The organism is Microvirga sp. M2, assembly GCF_047497095.1.
GTDB lineage: Bacteria > Pseudomonadota > Alphaproteobacteria > Rhizobiales > Beijerinckiaceae > Microvirga.
In genome coordinates this window covers 82,309-100,557 of sequence record NZ_CP134064.1, presented here as the reverse complement: position 1 = coordinate 100,557, position 18,249 = coordinate 82,309, and the positions used below count along the sequence as shown (strand labels likewise).

At 61.5% G+C, this 18,249-nt stretch carries 18 protein-coding genes; 11 read left to right on the top strand and 7 right to left on the bottom strand.

All coding sequences use genetic code 11. From position 1 onward, the window contains the following. Position 1: 1 nt before the first annotated feature. The 8 genes from phnL to phnN all read left to right on the top strand — a co-directional run bounded on the left by phnL (position 2) and on the right by phnN (position 6,631). On the top strand, positions 2-742 hold the full coding sequence (gene phnL, locus RE429_RS20255; protein ID WP_414475164.1) for a phosphonate C-P lyase system protein PhnL: 741 nt from the start codon (positions 2-4) through the stop codon (positions 740-742). After that, positions 742-1,440: a DapH/DapD/GlmU-related protein gene (locus RE429_RS20250; protein WP_414475163.1), complete on the top strand. Its 699-nt coding sequence runs from the start codon at positions 742-744 to the stop codon at positions 1,438-1,440. The genes phnL and RE429_RS20250 overlap by 1 nt, the downstream gene beginning before the upstream one ends. A gap of 5 nt (positions 1,441-1,445) precedes the next feature. Then, positions 1,446-2,285: a phosphonate ABC transporter ATP-binding protein gene (gene phnC, locus RE429_RS20245; protein ID WP_414475162.1), complete on the top strand. Its 840-nt coding sequence runs from the start codon at positions 1,446-1,448 to the stop codon at positions 2,283-2,285. Between the two features lie 28 nt (positions 2,286-2,313). Beyond that, complete coding sequence (phnD, locus tag RE429_RS20240) at positions 2,314-3,303, top strand: phosphonate ABC transporter substrate-binding protein (protein WP_414475161.1); 990 nt, start codon at positions 2,314-2,316, stop codon at positions 3,301-3,303. A gap of 72 nt (positions 3,304-3,375) precedes the next feature. Then, positions 3,376-4,227 (top strand): phosphonate ABC transporter, permease protein PhnE, encoded by an 852-nt coding sequence (gene phnE, locus RE429_RS20235; protein ID WP_414475160.1) that lies wholly within the window; start codon positions 3,376-3,378, stop codon positions 4,225-4,227. Continuing rightward, positions 4,227-4,916: a DUF1045 domain-containing protein gene (locus RE429_RS20230; RefSeq protein ID WP_414475159.1), complete on the top strand. Its 690-nt coding sequence runs from the start codon at positions 4,227-4,229 to the stop codon at positions 4,914-4,916. Before phnE ends, RE429_RS20230 begins: the two co-directional genes overlap by 1 nt. A gap of 4 nt (positions 4,917-4,920) precedes the next feature. After that, on the top strand, positions 4,921-6,060 hold the full coding sequence (locus RE429_RS20225) for an alpha-D-ribose 1-methylphosphonate 5-triphosphate diphosphatase (protein ID WP_414475158.1): 1,140 nt from the start codon (positions 4,921-4,923) through the stop codon (positions 6,058-6,060). Next, positions 6,053-6,631 carry a phosphonate metabolism protein/1,5-bisphosphokinase (PRPP-forming) PhnN gene (gene phnN / locus RE429_RS20220; protein WP_414475157.1) on the top strand — a complete coding sequence of 193 codons (579 nt, stop codon included), beginning with the start codon at positions 6,053-6,055 and terminating at the stop codon, positions 6,629-6,631. The genes RE429_RS20225 and phnN overlap by 8 nt, the downstream gene beginning before the upstream one ends. A 162-nt stretch (positions 6,632-6,793) precedes the next feature. Here the strand turns inward: phnN and RE429_RS20215 are convergent, their stop codons facing one another. Genes RE429_RS20215 through RE429_RS20205 form a run of 3 tightly spaced genes read right to left on the bottom strand, consistent with a single transcriptional unit; the run spans position 6,794 to position 8,710 of the window. Beyond that, positions 6,794-7,189 carry a YkvA family protein gene (locus RE429_RS20215; RefSeq protein WP_414475156.1) on the bottom strand — a complete coding sequence of 132 codons (396 nt, stop codon included), beginning with the start codon at positions 7,187-7,189 and terminating at the stop codon, positions 6,794-6,796. Continuing rightward, positions 7,186-8,373 carry a sulfite exporter TauE/SafE family protein gene (locus tag RE429_RS20210; protein WP_414475155.1) on the bottom strand — a complete coding sequence of 396 codons (1,188 nt, stop codon included), beginning with the start codon at positions 8,371-8,373 and terminating at the stop codon, positions 7,186-7,188. The genes RE429_RS20215 and RE429_RS20210 overlap by 4 nt, the downstream gene beginning before the upstream one ends. Before the next feature lie 58 nt (positions 8,374-8,431). Beyond that, positions 8,432-8,710, bottom strand: a complete 279-nt coding sequence (locus RE429_RS20205) for a metal/formaldehyde-sensitive transcriptional repressor (RefSeq protein ID WP_414475154.1) — start codon at positions 8,708-8,710, stop codon at positions 8,432-8,434. A 162-nt stretch (positions 8,711-8,872) separates the two neighbouring features. Here RE429_RS20205 and RE429_RS20200 point away from each other — a divergent pair, with 162 nt between their 5' ends. Next, complete coding sequence (locus RE429_RS20200; protein ID WP_414475859.1) at positions 8,873-9,046, top strand: hypothetical protein; 174 nt, start codon at positions 8,873-8,875, stop codon at positions 9,044-9,046. Positions 9,047-9,124: 78 nt separating this feature from the next. Here the strand turns inward: RE429_RS20200 and RE429_RS20195 are convergent, their stop codons facing one another. Beyond that, a complete protein-coding gene (locus RE429_RS20195) occupies positions 9,125-10,735 on the bottom strand; it encodes an amidohydrolase (protein ID WP_414475153.1) in 1,611 nt (536 codons plus the stop codon). A 473-nt stretch (positions 10,736-11,208) separates the two neighbouring features. On the opposite strand from RE429_RS20195, the gene RE429_RS20190 reads away from it, so the two are divergent. Continuing rightward, on the top strand, positions 11,209-11,574 hold the full coding sequence (locus RE429_RS20190) for a nuclear transport factor 2 family protein (protein ID WP_414475152.1): 366 nt from the start codon (positions 11,209-11,211) through the stop codon (positions 11,572-11,574). A 647-nt stretch (positions 11,575-12,221) separates the two neighbouring features. On the opposite strand, the gene RE429_RS20185 is transcribed toward RE429_RS20190, so the two are convergent. After that, positions 12,222-12,407 (bottom strand): general stress protein, encoded by a 186-nt coding sequence (locus RE429_RS20185; RefSeq protein ID WP_414475151.1) that lies wholly within the window; start codon positions 12,405-12,407, stop codon positions 12,222-12,224. Between the two features lie 716 nt (positions 12,408-13,123). Between RE429_RS20185 and RE429_RS20180 the strand changes: the two genes are divergently transcribed. Beyond that, positions 13,124-13,651 (top strand): CarD family transcriptional regulator, encoded by a 528-nt coding sequence (locus RE429_RS20180; RefSeq protein WP_414475150.1) that lies wholly within the window; start codon positions 13,124-13,126, stop codon positions 13,649-13,651. A 377-nt stretch (positions 13,652-14,028) separates the two neighbouring features. Here RE429_RS20180 and RE429_RS20175 read toward each other — a convergent pair whose 3' ends face one another. Beyond that, on the bottom strand, positions 14,029-15,219 hold the full coding sequence (locus tag RE429_RS20175) for a hypothetical protein (protein ID WP_414475149.1): 1,191 nt from the start codon (positions 15,217-15,219) through the stop codon (positions 14,029-14,031). 723 nt (positions 15,220-15,942) lie between these two features. After that, positions 15,943-17,877 (bottom strand): adenylate/guanylate cyclase domain-containing protein, encoded by a 1,935-nt coding sequence (locus RE429_RS20170; protein WP_414475148.1) that lies wholly within the window; start codon positions 17,875-17,877, stop codon positions 15,943-15,945. Between the last annotated feature and the right edge of the window lie 372 nt (positions 17,878-18,249).

The window sequence follows — 18,249 nt, the reverse complement described above, 5'->3', positions numbered from 1 at the left end:
GATGGTGACCGACAATCCATCTGCCATGGCTGGCGTTCCCCTGCTTTCGGTCGAGAATGTCTCCAAATCATTCACGATCCACCTTCGCGGCGGCGTCCGTCTTCCCGTCGTGGCCAATGTCACGTTCGACGTCTCTTCCGGCGAATGCCTCGTGCTGGGCGGCCCGTCGGGTATCGGCAAATCGTCGATCTTGCGCATGATCTTCGGCAACTACGCTGTCGATACCGGCCGTATCATTGTGCGGGACCGCAGCACGGGAGAGGTCGCAGACCTCGCATCCGGCGATCCCCGCCTCGTGCTCGGTCTCCGGCGCGATCACATCGGCTATGTCAGCCAGTTCCTGCGGGCGATCCCGCGAGTTTCGGCTCTGGACGTCGTGGCCGAACCTCTTCTCGCGCGTGGAGTCGAGCGCACGCTCGCGTCGAACCGCGCCGCTGCCATGCTCGAGCGGTTGAACCTGCCGACGGCCCTCTTCAATCTTCCTCCGGCAACGTTCTCCGGTGGCGAGAAGCAGCGGGTGAACATCGCCCGTGGCTTCATGATCGATTACCCGATCCTGCTGCTCGACGAACCGACAGCGTCGCTCGACGAGACCAACCGGGACGTCGTCGTCGGCATGATCCGGGAGAAACGAGCCGCGGGAACGGCGATTGTCGGGATCTTCCACGACATTCCGGTTCGCGAGGCGGTCGCGACGAAGATTATCGACGTTGCCGCTTTCTCGACGCGGGAGGCTGCGTGATGACCAAGCTCAGCGAGGACCAACCGCTGATCCACGCGACGGCCGATGTCAGGCACAGCACGCTCGGCCGCTTTGTCGAGGTCGAAGCGCGGGCACGTGTGACCGAGACGATTCTAGGCGACTATTCCTACGTTATGCAGGATTGCGCAATCTGGTGTGCAAAGATCGGCAAGTTCGCCAACATCGCGGCCTCCGTTCGCATCAATGCCACCAATCATCCCACATGGCGCGCCACGCTTCATCATTTCACCTATCGCGCGGGAGATTATTTCGAGGGCGCTGCAGACGAAGACGAGTTCTTCGCGTGGCGCCGATCCCAGCCGGTTACGATCGGCCATGATGTCTGGATCGGACACGGAGCGACCATTTTGCCCGGGGTCAGTATCGGCAACGGCGCTGTCGTTGGGGCGGGGGCCGTCGTCTCACGCGATGTCGCGCCATACACCATCGTCGGCGGTGTCCCGGCCCGCTTCATCCGAGAGCGCTTCACTCCCGACATCGGACAGCGGATGGATCGCCTCGCGTGGTGGGAGTGGCCGCACGACAAGCTCTTTTCGGCCCTGAATGATTTCCGGGCGCTGACGGCGGAGGCTTTTGTGGAGCGCTATGAAGCGCTGACGCCTAACCTTCATCGAACTGACATCGAACCGTCGCCGTCAAGTTATCCTGGGTCTGTAAGTTTGGACGAACGGGGATGATGCATATGACAGCGATCAGCGTTTCCAACCTCTCGAAGCGTTACGGCAGAACCCAGGCGCTCGATAATGTCAGCATCGACGTCCAGCGTGGCGAGATGGTCGCTCTGATCGGCGCATCGGGTTCCGGCAAGAGCACGCTCATCCGTCATATCGCGGGGCTCGAGGCAGGCGATGGTGCGACGGGAAAAGTCGTGGTTCTCGGAGAGGTATCGCAGACGGCGGGACGGTTGGTGCGTGGGCGCCCCGGCGGTCGTGTGGCGGTCATCTTTCAGCAGTTCAATTTGGTGGGGCGCCTCTCCGTCCTGACCAATGTGCTCATCGGTCATTTGGGTCGCGTCCCCCGCTGGCGCGGCACGCTCGGCCTGTTCAGCCGCTCCGAGAAGGAAAAGGCTGAGAACGCCCTGGCGCGCGTCGGCATCCCCCACGTGGCGGCACAGCGCTCTTCGACCCTCTCCGGTGGGCAGCAGCAGCGTGCTGCCATTGCGCGCACCCTGGTGCAGGAAGCATCCATCCTGATCGCCGACGAGCCGATTTCCGCGCTCGACCCGTCCTCCGCGCGGCGCGTGATGGACGTGCTGGCCACTATCAATGTCCAGGACAACATCACTGTCCTCGTGTCGCTGCATCAGGTCGAGTATGCGCGGCGCTACTGCAAACGTACGATCGCCATGCGCGACGGGCGCATTGTCTATGATGGGCCTTCAACGTCCCTCTCCAACGGTTTCCTCGCGGAGCTCTACGGCGACGCGTCGGAAGAACTGGTTCTGCCGGAAAGCCCGGTAGAATTGCTGCCGGCGCGGCCGGTCCGGCCGAATGGCCACGACCCGGTTCGCATGTTGGCCTGAACCTCGGAATACAAGCGGAGACTATGGAATGAAGACCACGCTCAAATGGGCAGCGACGGTGTCGCTCGCCTGCACGTTGTCCACGGCTGCTTTGGCCCAGGAAGTCATCAACTTCGGCATCATCTCGACCGAGTCCCAGCAGAATCTGAAGACCAGCTGGGAGCCGCTTCTCGCCGACCTGAAGAAGAAGACCGGCCTTGAAGTCAAGCCGTTCTTCGCCTCCGACTATGCCGGTATCATCGAAGGCATGCGCTTCGGTAAGGTGCAGATGGCCTGGTACGGCAACAAATCCGCCATGGAAGCTGTGGATCGTGCCAATGGCGAAGTTTTCGTGCAGAGCGTGCCTGTCGGCGGCGAACCGGGCTACTGGTCGGTCGTGATCGTGCCCAAGGACTCGGCCATCAAGTCGATTGACGATGTTCTGAAGTGCGACAAGTCCCTCAACTTCGGCCTCGGCGACCCGAACTCCACCTCCGGCTATCTCGTGCCGATGACCTTCGTGTTCAGCGCCAAGGGGATCGACCCGAAGGCCTGCTTCAAGAACGTCACCAACGCCAACCACGAGACCAATGCAATGGCAGTAGCCAACAAGCAGGTCGACGCGGCGGCCAACAACACCGAGAACATGGCGCTCATCGAGAAGAATCAGCCCAAAGCGTTCGAGAAGATCCGTGAGATCTGGCGCTCGCCCCTGATCCCTTCCGACCCGATCGTTTGGCGAAAGGATCTCCCGGAAACACAGAAGACGAAGATCCGAGAGTTCTTTCTCACCTACGGTACCGACAAGTCGACAGGTGACATCGCCGCCGAGAAGAACGTGCTGGCCGGCCTGAAATGGGCTCCGTTCCGCGCCTCTTCCGACAGGCAGCTGCTGCCGATCCGCCTCATGGAGCTGACCAAATCGATCTCCCAGATCGAGGCTGACGCTTCGCTCTCAGCCGACGCGAAGAAGGCGAAGCTCGATGGATTGAAGGCGCAGAAGACCAAGTACGAGGCCGAGCTGGCTGCCGCCGGCTGAGCCAGCACAAGGGAGGTGGCCTGGGGCAGGCCACCTCCTCCAATCAATGAACGTAAGAGCCTTGATACCGTCATGGATCAGACAGCATCGAATCCCAGTACTGGGGTTCTCAAGTTTATCAAACCCGTTGGAGATCGCGCTGCATCATCGCGGGACGCTGGGCACGGATCCGGCGGATTGCGTAACCTGTTTCTGCTTGCTTTGCTCGTGGCGGCGCTCTCCTGGAGTTGGGGACCGGCCGAAGTAAGCCGCTGGACCTATCTTTTCACCGATTCCGGAAACATGGCCGAATATGCGGCCGGGTTCCTGCGCCCCGACTTCAACGATTGGCGTCATTATCTGGACGAGATGCTGGTCACGATCCAGATCGCGATCTGGGGAACATTCCTGGCCGTCGTCTTGTCGGTTCCTTTGGGGATCATGTCCGCCCACAACATGGTTCCCTGGTGGATCCTGCAGCCCGTACGCCGCCTGATGGATCTTTTCCGATCCATTCATGAGGTGGTCTTCGGGGTCCTGTTCATCGTGGCGGTCGGCCTCGGCCCATTTGCCGGCGTCATGGCCCTGTTCATTCACACGACCGGGATTCTGGCAAAACTGTTTTCCGAGGCGGTCGAGGCGATCGATCCGCGCCCCGTGGAGGCTATCCGCACAACCGGCGCATCCCGCATCCAACAGGTGATTTATGGCGTGATCCCGCAGGTCCTGCCACTCTGGATGTCGTACTCGCTCTACCGCCTTGAATCGAATATTCGGTCCGCGACCGTTCTCGGCATCATCGGTGCCGGTGGCATTGGCCAGGTCCTCTTCGAGTCGGTACGGGCCTTCTACTATCCTCAGGCCTCCGCCATCCTGATCATTGTCGTGGTCACGGTCATGGTGATGGATCTGATCTCACAGCTTCTCCGCAGGCTGGTGATCTGATGCGGGCAGCAATCTACTTCACTCCGGCCAAGAACGATCCGCTGACCGTGCGGGCAGCCAAGTGGCTCGGGCGCGACGCATTCGACAATCGCATCGCGCGCGGTCCGAATCCGATGATCGACCCGCTCGTGGCCGATCCGGCACGCTACGGATTTCATGCGACGTTGAAGGCTCCATTTCGAATCGCCGAAGGCATGACGCTCGATGGCTTGGACCGCGAGCTGGCCGCTTTTTCGCAGAGGATGCGGGCATTCTCTCTCGGAAAGCTCACCGTGACGCGGCTTGACCGCTTCTTTGCGCTCACGGTTCAGACTGCGCGTCCGCAATTGCTGGAATTCGAAGAGGCGGTTCGGACGGCCTTTGAACCATTCCGTGCCCCGCTGACCGAGCAGGAGGTGGCTCGGCGCAATCCGCAAAGCCTGTCGGAGCGCCAGCAAGCGAATCTGGCGCGGTGGGGCTACCCGTATGTGGGGCAGGACTTCCGTTTTCACATGACGCTGACCAACTCGATTCCGGCTGAGGATGAGGCTGCCCGGGTCGAGGAGCTGCTGCACTCCCAGTTCGGCCCCGTGCTCGACATTTCCGTTGTCATTGACGCGGTTGCGCTTTTTGTCGAGCCGGAGCCCGGTGAGCCATTCCACGTCCATTCACGCCATCCGCTGCAAAGCGGCAGGCCATCCTGTCCCTAGGACCATGACCTCAGAAATCATATTCACCAATGCACGCATCGTGCTCGCCGACGAGATCGTCGAGGGCACCCTTAAGGTTCGGGACGGGCATATTGCCGATATCTCGCGCGGGAACTCCAAGGCCGGGGAGGACTTTGCTGGCGATGTGTTGATCCCAGGTTGTGTCGAGCTGCACACCGATCATCTTGAGACCCATCTTCAGCCTCGCCCGAAGGTGCGCTGGAACATGGACGCGGCACTCCAGGCGCATGACGCGCAAATCGCCACCTCAGGCATAACCACGGTTTTCGATGCACTTCGGGTCGGCCTGGAGGGCGATATCGAGTTCGGCGCGCAGGAGATGTCGGCCATGGCGGGCGCCATCGCGTCGGCGAGTACCGACGGGCGCCTGCGTGCAGAGCACTTCATCCACTTGCGGTGCGAGGTTTCGGTCGCTGACGTGGTGGAGCATTTCGACGAACTGCGAGGAAACGAGCGGGTTCGTCTGGCCTCGTTGATGGATCACGCACCCGGTCAGAGGCAATTCGTCAGCCTGGAGGCCTATCGCGTCTATTATCAGGGCAAGAAGAAACTCACCGACATTGAATTTGCCGCGTATAGCGAGCGGCGTATTGCGGAATCGGCTGCGAATTCCGAACGCAACCGCCGCCTCCTTGCCGAGCGCTGCCGGACGAGCGGCATTTCGATAGCGTCTCATGATGATGCGACGCGGGCTCATGTGGAGGAGAGCGTCTCGCTGGGAGTCGCCCTGGCGGAATTCCCGACCACGATGGAAGCGGCAACACTGTCACGCGACGCAGGGCTGCATGTGCTCATGGGCGCGCCGAATGTCGTACGGGGCGGCTCTCACTCGGGCAATGTTTCAGCCATCGACCTGCTGCATGCCGGTGCGCTCGACATTCTGTCCTCGGATTATGTGCCGTTCAGTCTCGTCCAGGCCGCCTTTCTCCTCGCCGAGCGAGCCGATATCACCTTGTCCCATGCCATACGCCTGATCTCAGCGAACCCGGCCGATGCCGCGGGGCTGTCCGACCGCGGCCGCATCGAAATTGGGCGGCGTGCCGATCTCGTGCGTGTTCGGGCCGTGAGCGGTCGGCCGCCCCGGGTCTGCTCGGTCTGGCGGGAAGGGGTCCGCGTTGCGTAAAGGAATGTTCATTGCGATCGTCGGCCCCAGCGGGGCAGGCAAGGATACGCTCATCAGGGTCGTTGCGGAAGCGGTGCGCGATCAGCCCGAGATCATCTTCGTCCGCAGGGTCATCACCCGTTTGTCGGACGGCGTCACCGAAGATCATGATTCGATGACCCCGGAAGAGTTTGAAGCAGGACGTGCTGCCGGCCTGTTCTGCTTGAGTTGGGGGGCGCACGGTCTCTTCTATGGCCTACCTCAATCGGCGCTTGATGAGGTCGGTCGAGGCAATACGGTCGTCGCCAATATATCCCGTGCGGTTCTTGACGAGGCTGTGAGAACGTTCGGCCGGGTTGCTGTGGTCGAGATTACGGCACATCCGGAAATCCTGGTCGAGCGGATCATTGCGCGCGGTCGCGAGAGCGCCGATGAGGCGAGGGGGCGCATCGTCCGGTCGGTCGATTTCCACGTACCGCAGGCGGCATGCCGTTACGTGCGGATCGACAATTCCGGCCCAGTCGATGTCGCAAAAAATAGCCTTATCGAAGTACTCGGTTCAGGAGGAGATACATCTGGTCGACCGGTGTGATGGCGAGCGTGAATTGCGTCTCCAGGGCCGATCGCGGTCCCGGTAGGATGACGGACAAGTCGCGCCGCCGACGCGGTACGGCCGCCTGGAGAAGGGCAGAAGGTATGGGCCCAAATGCCGGGATGGTGGTTCCCTGGGGATCGGCCGAACGAGGGGACGATCTCACGCGGGTAAGATGGGCCAGAACACCCAAACCAGGGCTGCGGCCGCGAGCAACCAGACCGCGATGATCGCCGCTGCTCCTACCCGGCTCATAGGCCGCCGTTCCCGGGCAGAGGCCGTGGCCCTGAACTCCGCCATCAGGTCAGTCGGGACGAGCTTGACGGCAAGCACGATCCCCAAAGGCACGATGAGAAGATCGTCGAGATAGCCCAATACCGGGACGAAATCCGGAATGAGATCGATCGGGGAGAGGGCATAGGCTGCGATGGCTGCCGCTACGGCCTTCGCATACCAAGGCACCCGCGGGTCGCGGGCGGCGATCCAAAGCGCGACCACGTCACGCTTGATGGATCGCGCCCACTGCTTGGCTCGGTCGATCAAGCTGCCGGCGTTCATGCAGCCTCCGGCACTTCATTCGGCCGAGCGATCCTTTCCATGGAATGCTCCTGCGATAGCGCCGTCGCGGGGGCCGCGAGGTCGACGAAGCCCTGCATCAGCATGACCGCGCCGAGGACACCGACGAGGCCGGCCGAAGCCAAAGGCAGGCGCCGCAGCAGGCGGTCGGAGACGTTGATCCCCTTCGAGGCACGCTGCACGCCCCAGGCGGCGGCAACGCCGATGGACACCATGGTGATCGCAAGACCGAGGCTGAACGCGGCCACCGTCGCGGCGCCGAGCGTGAACTGGCCGAGCTGAAGGCAGATCAGCAGCACGGTGATCGAGGCCGGGCAGGGGATCAGGCCGCCCGTGATGCCGAACAGCGCGATCTGGGCCGTGGTGACGTTGCCGCCATTCGCCGCGAGCTGGCGGGCGATCTGCTCGGCGTGTTCGCGTTCATGGCCGTCCTCGTCCACATGACCATCATCATGCTTGTGATCGTGATCATGTTCGGAGAAAGCGACCATATAGCTGTGGGCATGATTCCCATGTGACAGCCGGACCCGGGCCGTAAACGCGTGTGGCTCCGGGATTTCCCCGGCCGACTCGAGGTAGCCGTCCCGCTCAACGAACCGGAACCGCTCGCCCGTACCATCGCGGCGGTCGGTTTCCACCAGCACGTCCTCAGCCTTCCACGCATTGCCGCTGATCGTGCGCAGCCGCCAGCGCGGCGGCACGCCGTCCTCGACGAGCGAGAGCTCGACGATACCATGCCCGGTATCGATGGTCCGGACCTCATCGTGGCGATGGTGATCATCATGATGGGGATGATGGACATGATGATGCCGCCGGAACCAGCCGAGGCTCTGGCCCGTGCGCCAGACCATCCAGGCGGCGATGCCGAGGATGATCACGCCGGAGGCGATCAGCAGCCAGGCCTCGAAATGCGTGTTCAGGATGTCGCGGCCGAGCGATAGGCCGGCCATGGCCACGATCCAGACGACAAGCGAATGCGAGAGGGCGGCGCAGACGCCCAGCAGCGCCGCCTGTCCGATGGTGCCGCGGATCGCCACGATATAGGCGGCCATCATGGTCTTGGAGTGGCCGGGTTCGAGCCCATGCAGGGCACCGAGCAGGACGGCAATCGGGAGGTACATCCAGCCGTTGCCGCCGGACTGAAGAAGTTGAGCAATATCGGGCATCAGTTTTCCAAATGCACGGTCGGGCGGCGATCAGGGACTCGAGCCGCCACAAAGCGGTTTACTTCAGGTAGGTGCGGACCACGTCGATGAGTTCGGCGGCGCCCTGGGCGCGCTCCGGGTCCGGCTCATGAGCGGGATCGACCACGTGGTTGCGAATGTGGTCCTCCATCAGCTCGACGGTCAGGCCGTTCACGGCTCCGCGCACCGAGGCGACCAGCATGAGCACGTCGGCGCAGCCGAGTTCGGCCTCAAGCGCCCGCTCGATGGCCTCGACCTGGCCTTTGATCCGGCGGACCCGAGCGAGGAGCTTCGTCTTTTCCTTGATCGTGTGGGACATGGCACCTCCTGAATGACGACCATCATCATATAGGGGGGTACCCTATGGGCTGTCCACCGCGATGATTGCCGCAGGCGAGGAGAAACCATCAAGAAGGACAAGCCCCGCATCCCGGTGTGCGAGTTCGACGGGCGGACCGGCTGGCGCCTCGGCTGCGGACGGATGATCCCGGAAATCAGGGAATGGCGGAAGTCGACGCCGTATCGGCGGACCGCCCTCCTGCGCGAGCTGTCCCGGCGCGTGCAACAGGTCCGGCTGGACGGCCGGCAGCCGTCCCCACAGGATGGACGTCGGACATCGGACGTCACGCCAACACGATGTCGCTCTTCATCTTGAGAGTGACGGCGGTCTCGAGAGATCGCCGTCGTTTGCGTCCTTCTCCCGCGTGAATGGGGTACGGCGCGGGTGCAGGTTTCAGTTCTTCGGCTTCTCCAGAACCGGGAACTTGATGCCGAGCTGATCGAGATAGGTCGGGTACTTGGATGGATCGTAATAGTACTTCTTCATCTCGGGCCGGTACTGCGCCATGATGTCGGCATTGATGTGCACCTGGGGCTTGTCGTCGGCCGTGATCATCGGGACGTAGGTCTGGCCCTTCTGCTGATCCTTGGCGAAGTAGTCCTTGGCCTGCGCCAGCAAGTCCGGCTTCATCAGAAGGTCGACGGTTGTCATCGCGATCACCTTCGCTCCCGCAACAACGCCCTTATGTGCAATAGGTGTTGCCATCGACATGGCATTCGACCAGTGGTGGCCCGGCAGATTGGGAATGTTCGACGGGTAGTTCAACGTGATGGTCGGCACGGTCCACGAGATGTCGCCGATGTCGTCGGAGCCGCCGCTTTCAGGCTTCTCCACGGGAGGCTCGAATGTCTTCAGTTGGGTCGCAAGTCCTTCCTCCTTGCCCTTGACGGTGCGCTGCACCGCCTTGGCGAAGGTCTGCTCGTCCTCCGTCCATTGAGGCAGACCGACCTGCTGGATGTTGGCGTAGGCCGCCTCGGCGATGGGCTTGTTGAAGTGGCGCGGCGCCGCGGTGCCGATGATCCGCCGCGTGACTGTGGTGTCCGTCATTTTCGCGGCGGCCTCCGAGATGGTGTTGGCGATCTCGAAGTTCTTGCGGATGTTCTGGAAGTCCTGCTCGCGGATGAAGTACCAGACCGAGGCTTCCGGAGGGACGACATTGGGCTGGTCGCCACCGTCCGTGATGACATAGTGGGAGCGCTGCTCGGGGCGGAGATGCTCGCGGCGCATGTTCCAGCCGATGTTCATGAGTTCGACGCCATCGAGCGCACTGCGGCCGCGCCACGGAGCCGACGCGGAGTGCGCCGCCTCGCCTTTGAACGAGTACTCGACGGAGACAAGGCCTGTGCCATTGGGCTGACCCCAGGCGGTCTGGAGATTGTTGCCGACATGTGTGAAGAGGACGGCATCAACCCCGCTAAACACTCCATCGCGGACCATATAGGCCTTGCCCGCAACGAGTTCCTCGGCAACGCCGGGCCAAAGCATGATCGTTCCGGGGATCTTCTCGCGCTCCATGATCTCCTTCATGGCAAGCGCCGCCACGACGTTCAGCGCCTGGCCGGAGTTGTGTCCTTCTCCGTGTCCCGGGGCTCCTTCGACAAGGGGATCATGGTACGCGACGCCCGGTTTCTGAGACGCCTTCGGCAAACAGTCGATGTCGCTGCCGAGCGCGATCACGGGGCCGCCCGATCCCCACTTTGCCACCCATCCGGTCGGTAGCCCGGCGACGTTCCGCTCGATGGTGAAACCATTCTTTTCGAGTATGGTCGTGATATACTTGGACGTCTCGAACTCTTGGAACGCGAGCTCACCAAAGCTGAAGATCGAATCGTTCATCTCCTGAGCCAGTTTGGCGCGGGCGTCCACGCCCTCGACAGCGCGCTTCTTGAGTTCTGCGATGCGCTCCGCTATGACGGCGCTCTGATCTGCGCCTTGGGCTAAGATGGGTGCATGTGTGGCCAGAAGCGCCGTCAAGGCCAGGCCGGGCAGCATGGTTCGGTTCATGATGTGTCCCACTGGTTTCGTTATCAGCACTGCTTCTTCGAGCTGCGCAGGCCCCATCCGACCAGAATTTCAACAGCCAAGCTATATGCAGCACGGCCAAGCCTCCCATGCCGGAGGATCATGGCCGGCACCGGAACCAGCATCGCATGATTGGAGTTGTCTCTCTTAGGCTGCGATTGTCCGTTGTCGCTCGGTTGGCGCGCTGCGGTGTGCTCCCGTCTCGAATGGCCATGAGGTCTGTGCAACCTCCATCCGGCGACATACGAGGATATTGAGCAGCATCATCTCTCCTGGGAGGAGGCCCTCGATCGCACTCTCGCGCAGTTGCCGAAGGGCGCTTCCGGGTTCTGGTGCCTTACGCCCTGATCCGAAAGCCGGCGGATCATCCCATTACCTGCAACGTAATCGACGCCATATCGCGCCTCGGCCATGGTTTCCATGCCGGGATTGATCCGGCCGACAAGGAGACGTCCATGACCGAAGCCGCCGTTATCGCCAATGGTTATATCGCCCTGTGGAACGAGACGGATCCGGAACGCCGCCGGACCCTGATGGAAAACCTCTGGAACGAGACCGGCGCCTACCGCGATCCTCTGATGCAAGGACAGGGTCACGACCAGATTCTTGGTCTGATTGCCGGCGTTCAGAGGCAGTTCCCCGGCTTCCGCTTTGCCCTCGTGGGGCAGCCGGACGGCTATGGCAGCCAAGTCCGCTTCTCCTGGCAGCTCGGGCCTGGGGGCGGTGACGGGCCGATCAAGGGCACCGATTTCGCCACGCTCGAGAACGGCCGCCTCGCCACCGTGACCGGCTTCCTCGACCAGGTCCCGGCCGCCGCCTGACCCGGCTGGGCCCTCGGCTCGGGCATGTGGGCCTACCAGATGGAATCCCTGTTCCGGCAGGGCTTCCGCGGCATCGCCGATGACCGACGGGGGGGGCACGGCCGCTCAAGCGCCCCGGCCGGGCCTACGATTCCGACACATAGGAGTGGTTGCGCCCGCTCAGCCCGACCTTTGACGTGGCATGGTTCGGACCGGCCACACCGCCGTTTACTCCCGTCGATAGACAGAGTTCATTTTGCGACCTGCATCGCGGTTTGCTCCGCATGACGCCCTGTTCGGTACTACCCCGGCGGGGTTTCGATCTGCGCGGTACGCATTCACCTCTCTCCTTGCGAAGAGCACACGCTATCATCCCTCCGAGCGAGGGCGGGCCAGCGGCTGAGACGATCCTGTCAGCCATCGCGGACGCATCCCTTTTACCCAATCCCGTGCCGAGGCTTTTGATCGAACCAAGCCTGTATCGCATTCAAGGCCGCGACCTGCCGTCGACCGATCATAATGAAACAGGTCATCCTCGGCTCGGTGGCGGATTGTGCCGGTATTCGTCGTATCCTGATGGTTCATGGGTTTTGCCCGCAAGACTGATTGGTGGAAGGTGCGCAAAAAGGGCTGCCCAAGAGCAGCCCTTTCTGGTCGCGCGCTATCGCTTAGCGGCCGTTGTTGTTGCCGCCATGGGAATGCTCACCGCCCTTACGGCCGGCTTCCGATGCTCTCTGGGGATCATTCTTGAAGTTGCCCCCATTGGCTTCGCCGCCCTTCTTGGAAATCTCCCGCTGCTTGTTGTCATCCATCGATGCGAAGCCACGGTTCGAAGAGCCATTGTTCTGAGCCATAATCAGTTCTCCTTCAAATGTCCCTGTTGGGAGCACTGATAACCGGGCCAATAGCAATTGGTTCAAGCCTGGCAGCCAGTAAAAGTTATGATGTTTTTATGGCAGCCTATAGCTAAGTTGAAAATTCCAATATCTTGTGGTATATGCCGTGACATGCTCGGAATAAGTGATATTTAATCTGAATGAGGTTTAATTGTTACTACGGTTCAGGAAATTACTAAACTCATTATGCATGGAGACGTCAAAATTGAGCTGTTCCTGAAACGGCATCGCCTACATCGAAACGACCCTTCAGAGCTGGCAAATGCTCTGGCCTTTCAGGCTCGAGCACCGGGAATTCCAAGGAAATCGTTGAGCGATGTGGTGCGAGCGTAGGGCCTCTCAGTTCGCCGTGAGCACGGGTTGCTGGCGACGAATGGCAGCGCGGGGCAGGAGCGGCTCGAGGGAGAGCATAGCCGGATCCTATCCGGCTTCATGCAAGTTCCCGGGATAGAACCGGGATGGGTTGGGCTCCTGATCGCCATCCCGTCTGCCCGGCCTCTTCTGAGGGGCCCTCTTGAAGACCTCCGTCGAGCGGCCGATATGCAGGGACCGCATGTAAGTCTCAAGTTCCCACACTTACGGTCCGCTAACACGGTCCTGATAACCTCGGGGCGAATGGCGCTATTCGCCTCGGTTCGGGGCGAGGGTTTATGCCTCAAGGAGATCCGATCTGAATGACGACGCAGAACAACACTCTCACCTTCCAACCCGGTGAAACCGTCGTGTATCCTTCCCATGGGGTTGGTGTGATCCTGGCGATTGAAGAGCAGGAAGTGGCCGGCTTCAAACTCAAGCTTTTCGTGATTACCTTCGACAAAGACCGCCTTACCATTCGCATTCCTCTGGCCAAGGCCAAGGGAAGCGGTCTCAGGAAGCTCTCAGAGCCTTCCACGGTCGAGCAGGCCCTCACGATCCTCGCCACCCGAGGGAAGGCAAAGCGCGGGATGTGGAACCGACGCGCTGCCGAATACAACGAGCGTCTCGGCACCGGCCAGTTGACGGCCATCGCCGAGGTTCTGCGAGACCTCAACCGGAGCCCCGCCCAGGACGACGCTTCTTACAGTGAACAGCAGATCGTCGAGACCGCAATGGACTTCATGAGCCGGGAGATCGCCGCAATTCGCCAGATCACGCAAAGCCAGGCCCGAGAGCTCATTACGCAGAGCCTCGCCAAGGCTCCGCATCTCGGCACAGCCGCGTAGCCGTACCGCATCTGGGTCGACCGACGGTCCCGGCAGGCGGCGCCAGATGGGACGTGTCGTCTTTCGGCAGGACCGTTCAACGGCAGAAGGGCTCGTCCCAGCGGCATGGATCGCCTCAGGCTGGCGCATCGTGCGAAAAAGTGGACCCGGCTTTTCGCACGATGCGCTCATCTCAGAAGGGAGCATCGGCCCCATGGAATCAACGATCCCCATTCCACGCAACGGCTGCTCGCTCTCGTGTTCGTCGTCGGTTTGATGGGTTCAATAATGGGCTGTAGCACGCTACAGCCCTTGCTACCGGGTCTGTTTGAATGACAGCGCATAATCCGGACGATCATGTCCAGGGGTCTGCAAATGCTCCCGTCTTCATGGAAGTCTCAATAGACGTAGAAGTCGCTAGGGGTGATGTTGAGATTGGGAGCGAGTTTCGCGATCTGAATTTGGGCTGCCGCTCCATTCCCGTCGGGATCGTAGTACAGTGCACCCGTCGATTTGTCGTAGATCACGTAATCGTTTCTGTCCTGCGCGCGCGCGCCGATCCGGAACTCGCTGGCGCTCAGGCTGCCATTCGTCGGCGAGGTGAACGCGAATCCAAGATCGATGGTGTCGTCATTCGGGTCGAAGTCCGTGATCGTGTCGGCTCCGCCTTCTCGGATCACGGTTGCATTGAAGACAAAGGTATCCCGGCCAGCTCCTCCCGTCAGAATGCTGTTTGCGCCGCGAGCATAGATGATGTCGTTGCCGGAAGTGCCTGTCGTCTTGTCCCCGCCGCTCGGGCCGGTGGGTGAAGGGGGCGTTGACGCCGTAGCGCTCGGCACCCCGTCCCAGATCTGGACGTCATCGAGCCAGGTGTCGATGGGCTTGTTGGCGTAGGGATTTCCCATGAGGATGCGGTTGATCGGAGCGTTGTTGACGCCGATGTTGTCGCCGGTATGGTCGAACACGGTCTGGTCGTTGATCTTCAGCCAGACTCGGCCATCGGTGTTGCCGCGGTGGGTGAACATCTCGACCTTGAACCACTCGCCCTGCGGCACCGCCACGCTGGTGTTGGTGCCTTTCCAGAAGGTCTGCATGGGAACATTGCCGTTGGCGTTGGTGTCCCACGCCATGTTCCAGGCGAGCTTGCCGTTGCTCATCGCCGAGATCGTGTTGACCACGCGGAAGTCGCCGGCGGTCTTCCACTCGGGCAGGGGTGCAAACCAGCCGCCGTTACCGAGCTTGGACCAGAGGTTGTCGGGCAGCTTCATCCAGGCGCTCATGTAGAAGTCGCCGGGCTCCGAGGTGGGCTGGAACAGCAGCGGCGACTGGGTGTAGTCGGCCGGGCGCGAGTTGACGCCGAGATGCAGGGCGCGGGTCTGGGCGCCGTCATGGCCGGTGGTGGTCGTGATGGCGTTGGAGAACACGCTGTTGTAGTTGCCGGCGCCCGAGAGCATCTGGATGGTCGGAGCGCGGCCCCAGACGGTGCCGGCGTTCTGCAGGCCCTGCAGCGCCTCGGTGTTGCTGTTCACCTGCAGTTGGGCCAGGGACACCGAGCCTTCAAACCCGGTCGAATACAGACGATTTGCCATTCATATTCCGCCTTTGGTTGATGTCTGTGCGTGGAGAGACCGTCAGGAGCCAAGGAAACGGCTCCTCAAGCGATAGCCGTCATGGGAGCGGCCGCGATTGTCCGCTTGGCTCATGCAAAGAGCCCAAGTGGCTGCACAACGGCATCCCCGCCACGCAACAAAATCTGCGTATGTTGATGTATTGATCTGAATTGGGAGATTACGCAACAGACGACGCTCGAAAGCGTGAGAAGTAATATTGGTGTATGTGGCAATATTATGGAGCGGATTGCCAACAATGTGTTGTGCTATGTCATTTATGCGAATCTGACAGATCAAATTGCAGTTGTGCAACGCGAATATATTGGATTGTGTCAAAGAACTATACTCATGACTTCCATCGAACGGAGTACTACCAATGGATTGGCGTAGAGGATCGATGTTGGCCGGTACAACAGGCAAGGAGCGATTTGAAATTCGTCTGCAGATTATTGATTTTACTTATTCGAAAAAATTGGACTGCTTGTGGAATGTTCCTGCTATACCAGTAGCTTAATCCTGCGTGAACGAGTGCGCGAGGGTTCATCATACGCGGTCGAATTTCGCATAACGGAGGCCGCTGTACCCTCGGCAGCACCGTGACGGTACGCAGGTTCTACCTGTCCCTGGGGTACCGGGAGGAAACTGCCGCAGCCGAGGGTTCTTGCCGGCGCTTGGCGGAAACCTTGATTTAACCACCCGTCCTCACCCTGGGCGGAGACCTCTCCCGTGGGAATGCCCATTCCGCTCACAAAGTTCGTACACCTGGATCCTCGCCTCAAAACCCTTTGGCTGGATCGTATCGACGGTTCGGAACGTAAAACGGTCAGACACTTGGCGCTGGATCGATTCGCTGACCAGAATCTCGGTGCCGTATTCCTTGTTGAGCGGCTCGAGCCGGGCCGCCAGGTTCACGGCCGCGCCGAGGACCGTGTACGCCATGCGGTCATCCGATCCAATCGTACCGACCACCGCTTCCCCGGTATGCAGCCCGAACCGGGTCCGGTAGGCAGGCCAGCCCTCGCTCTCGAACTCCGCGTTGAGGTTCCTGTTGGCTTCACGGCAGGCCAGCACGGCCGCACAGGCATGGGCGACATGATCGGGATCGTCCGCCGGTGCGTTCCAGATTGCCATGATGGCATCCCCAACGAATTTGTCGACCGTGCCGCCGTGCTCCATGATGACAGCGGACAGAACGGCGAGATACCGTGATGTGCGAAGCATCACCTGCTCCGGATCGGCCTTCTCGGCAATGGCGGTAAAGCCGGCGATGTCGGTGAACAGGACTGTGACTTCGCGACGCGTCCCGCCGGGCTGGAGGGCGTCACCCGTCGCAACGAGTTGCTCGACGAGGCGCTTCGGCACGAAGCTGGCGAAGGTTCGCACCACGGTCTGCATCGTGGCGACGGACCGTCCAAGGTCGTCGATCTCACGGATGATCGAGCGGATCCTCCTCGCACGTCCGCCGGCCTCGAACCTCTGGATGCGGTCCGTCTCGAGCGCCAGCGCCTTCATGGACCGCGACAACATCGATCCGATCCACCATACGACGGGAATTGCCGCGAGGACGAAACTAAGCGCCAGGAGGACCAGCTGACGCCGTCCTGCCTCGATCTCGGCAAAGAACTCGTCGAGCGGCGCTATGACGGCAAGGCGCAGGCCCGAGGACCCGGCCGTCCCGATTGAACGGAATGCAGCGACATAGGTCCGCCCGTCCGGCGCCTCGAAGATCTGCTGTGAGGCTCCGCCCTGCTGCCATGCGTTCAATGGCTGAGCAATGTCGACGGGCGCAAGCTGGCCGAGGCGTGGTAGCTCGAGCGCCGCGCCCGTCGCCTGGGCACGCAGAACCTCCGCCATGCGGGGATGGCCGACGACCCGTCCCCTGTCGTCGAAGATAAACACGACCCCCGAGGTACCGAGCTTCTGCGAGCGCAGAAAAGCATCCGTCTCGGCGAGAAGGATGTCTCCGGCCACGACGCCGCGGCGCCCTTGGGGGAACGGTGCCCGCACCGTGTAGCCGATCAAGTTGGCGATCTTGAAGACATAGGGCTCGGTAATCGGACCGGCTCCGGGTCGGAAGGCGTCCCGATACCATGGCCTCTCGCGTGGATCGTAATCGGCTGCGCGATATTCCTGGGCGAGGACGGTCAGGTCGGAAGAGAGATAGGACGTAAACCGGATCCGCGTCGATTCTCCCGCCGGTATCTCCATGACAGTCAGCCTGAAGGCGGCGTCGAGCGGCGCTTGGAGTTCGGCGCGGACGGCAGGCCCTGCCCGGTCCAGGGCATCGAGTTCGAGGAATCCACCGTCCTCGTAGCCGACATAGAGGTTGTAGAGCTGCCCATGCCGACGCAGGAGCGCAGCGAGCGTGGCATAGAGAGACGGATTGCCGAGGATTGTGCCGGACTCGACAGGTTGGAGCTGCCGCAGCACCTCCAAGATGTCGAGGACGTCCTTGAACTGTCCGTTCACGCGGTCGGCCGTGTGATCGGCGACCCGATCGATGAATCTCAATGCCGCCGACCGGGTGATCGAGCGGGCGCGGTCGAAGCTGAGGAAGACCAGGGCAAGGCCGACGGCAAGCACCACCGCTACGAACAGTGTCGTGACGGAGAGTTGAAAGCCGAACCGAACCCGCATGACCTCAGCCTTCCAGCCACCGCGTCCCGATTGCGGCCGCATCAGTGTACCGGCTGACGTCACCAAAGGTAGACGGGATCGGCCTTATCCCAAAGGAGTACCAGAACGATGGCACCGACAGCGCCGGTACCGGGACCCATCCGACGGCACGTGCGGCACCCGGTCCTGGGCGAGCGACGGACCGAGTGCCGCCGGGATGTCGAGCCTATGGGAGGACAGGGGTCTGGCCGTTCCAGTCTGGCCGGGCATTTTCGCTTCGAGGCAGGCCTACGCAGTTTTTCTGAGTTGCCTTCCTGCCCCGCTGTCGTAACCTGGGCAATCTGCCGACTGGTCGGTGGGAACATAACGAAGAAGCCCCGGGCCTCAACGCCG

Coding starts and splice junctions, on each gene's coding strand:
- RE429_RS20195 (WP_414475153.1), bottom strand. CDS start 10,735: ATGAACCGAACCATGCTGCCCGGCCTGGCCTTGACGGCGCTTCTGGCC.
- RE429_RS20185 (WP_414475151.1), bottom strand. CDS start 12,407: ATGGCTCAGAACAATGGCTCTTCGAACCGTGGCTTCGCATCGATGGAT.
- RE429_RS20205 (WP_414475154.1), bottom strand. CDS start 8,710: ATGTCCCACACGATCAAGGAAAAGACGAAGCTCCTCGCTCGGGTCCGC.
- RE429_RS20170 (WP_414475148.1), bottom strand. CDS start 17,877: ATGCGGGTTCGGTTCGGCTTTCAACTCTCCGTCACGACACTGTTCGTA.
- phnD (WP_414475161.1), top strand. CDS start 2,314: ATGAAGACCACGCTCAAATGGGCAGCGACGGTGTCGCTCGCCTGCACG.
- RE429_RS20230 (WP_414475159.1), top strand. CDS start 4,227: ATGCGGGCAGCAATCTACTTCACTCCGGCCAAGAACGATCCGCTGACC.
- RE429_RS20200 (WP_414475859.1), top strand. CDS start 8,873: ATGATCCCGGAAATCAGGGAATGGCGGAAGTCGACGCCGTATCGGCGG.
- RE429_RS20175 (WP_414475149.1), bottom strand. CDS start 15,219: ATGGCAAATCGTCTGTATTCGACCGGGTTTGAAGGCTCGGTGTCCCTG.
- RE429_RS20190 (WP_414475152.1), top strand. CDS start 11,209: ATGACCGAAGCCGCCGTTATCGCCAATGGTTATATCGCCCTGTGGAAC.
- RE429_RS20225 (WP_414475158.1), top strand. CDS start 4,921: ATGACCTCAGAAATCATATTCACCAATGCACGCATCGTGCTCGCCGAC.
- RE429_RS20250 (WP_414475163.1), top strand. CDS start 742: ATGACCAAGCTCAGCGAGGACCAACCGCTGATCCACGCGACGGCCGAT.
- RE429_RS20215 (WP_414475156.1), bottom strand. CDS start 7,189: ATGAACGCCGGCAGCTTGATCGACCGAGCCAAGCAGTGGGCGCGATCC.
- phnC (WP_414475162.1), top strand. CDS start 1,446: ATGACAGCGATCAGCGTTTCCAACCTCTCGAAGCGTTACGGCAGAACC.
- phnE (WP_414475160.1), top strand. CDS start 3,376: ATGGATCAGACAGCATCGAATCCCAGTACTGGGGTTCTCAAGTTTATC.
- RE429_RS20180 (WP_414475150.1), top strand. CDS start 13,124: ATGACGACGCAGAACAACACTCTCACCTTCCAACCCGGTGAAACCGTC.
- phnL (WP_414475164.1), top strand. CDS start 2: ATGGTGACCGACAATCCATCTGCCATGGCTGGCGTTCCCCTGCTTTCG.
- RE429_RS20210 (WP_414475155.1), bottom strand. CDS start 8,373: ATGCCCGATATTGCTCAACTTCTTCAGTCCGGCGGCAACGGCTGGATG.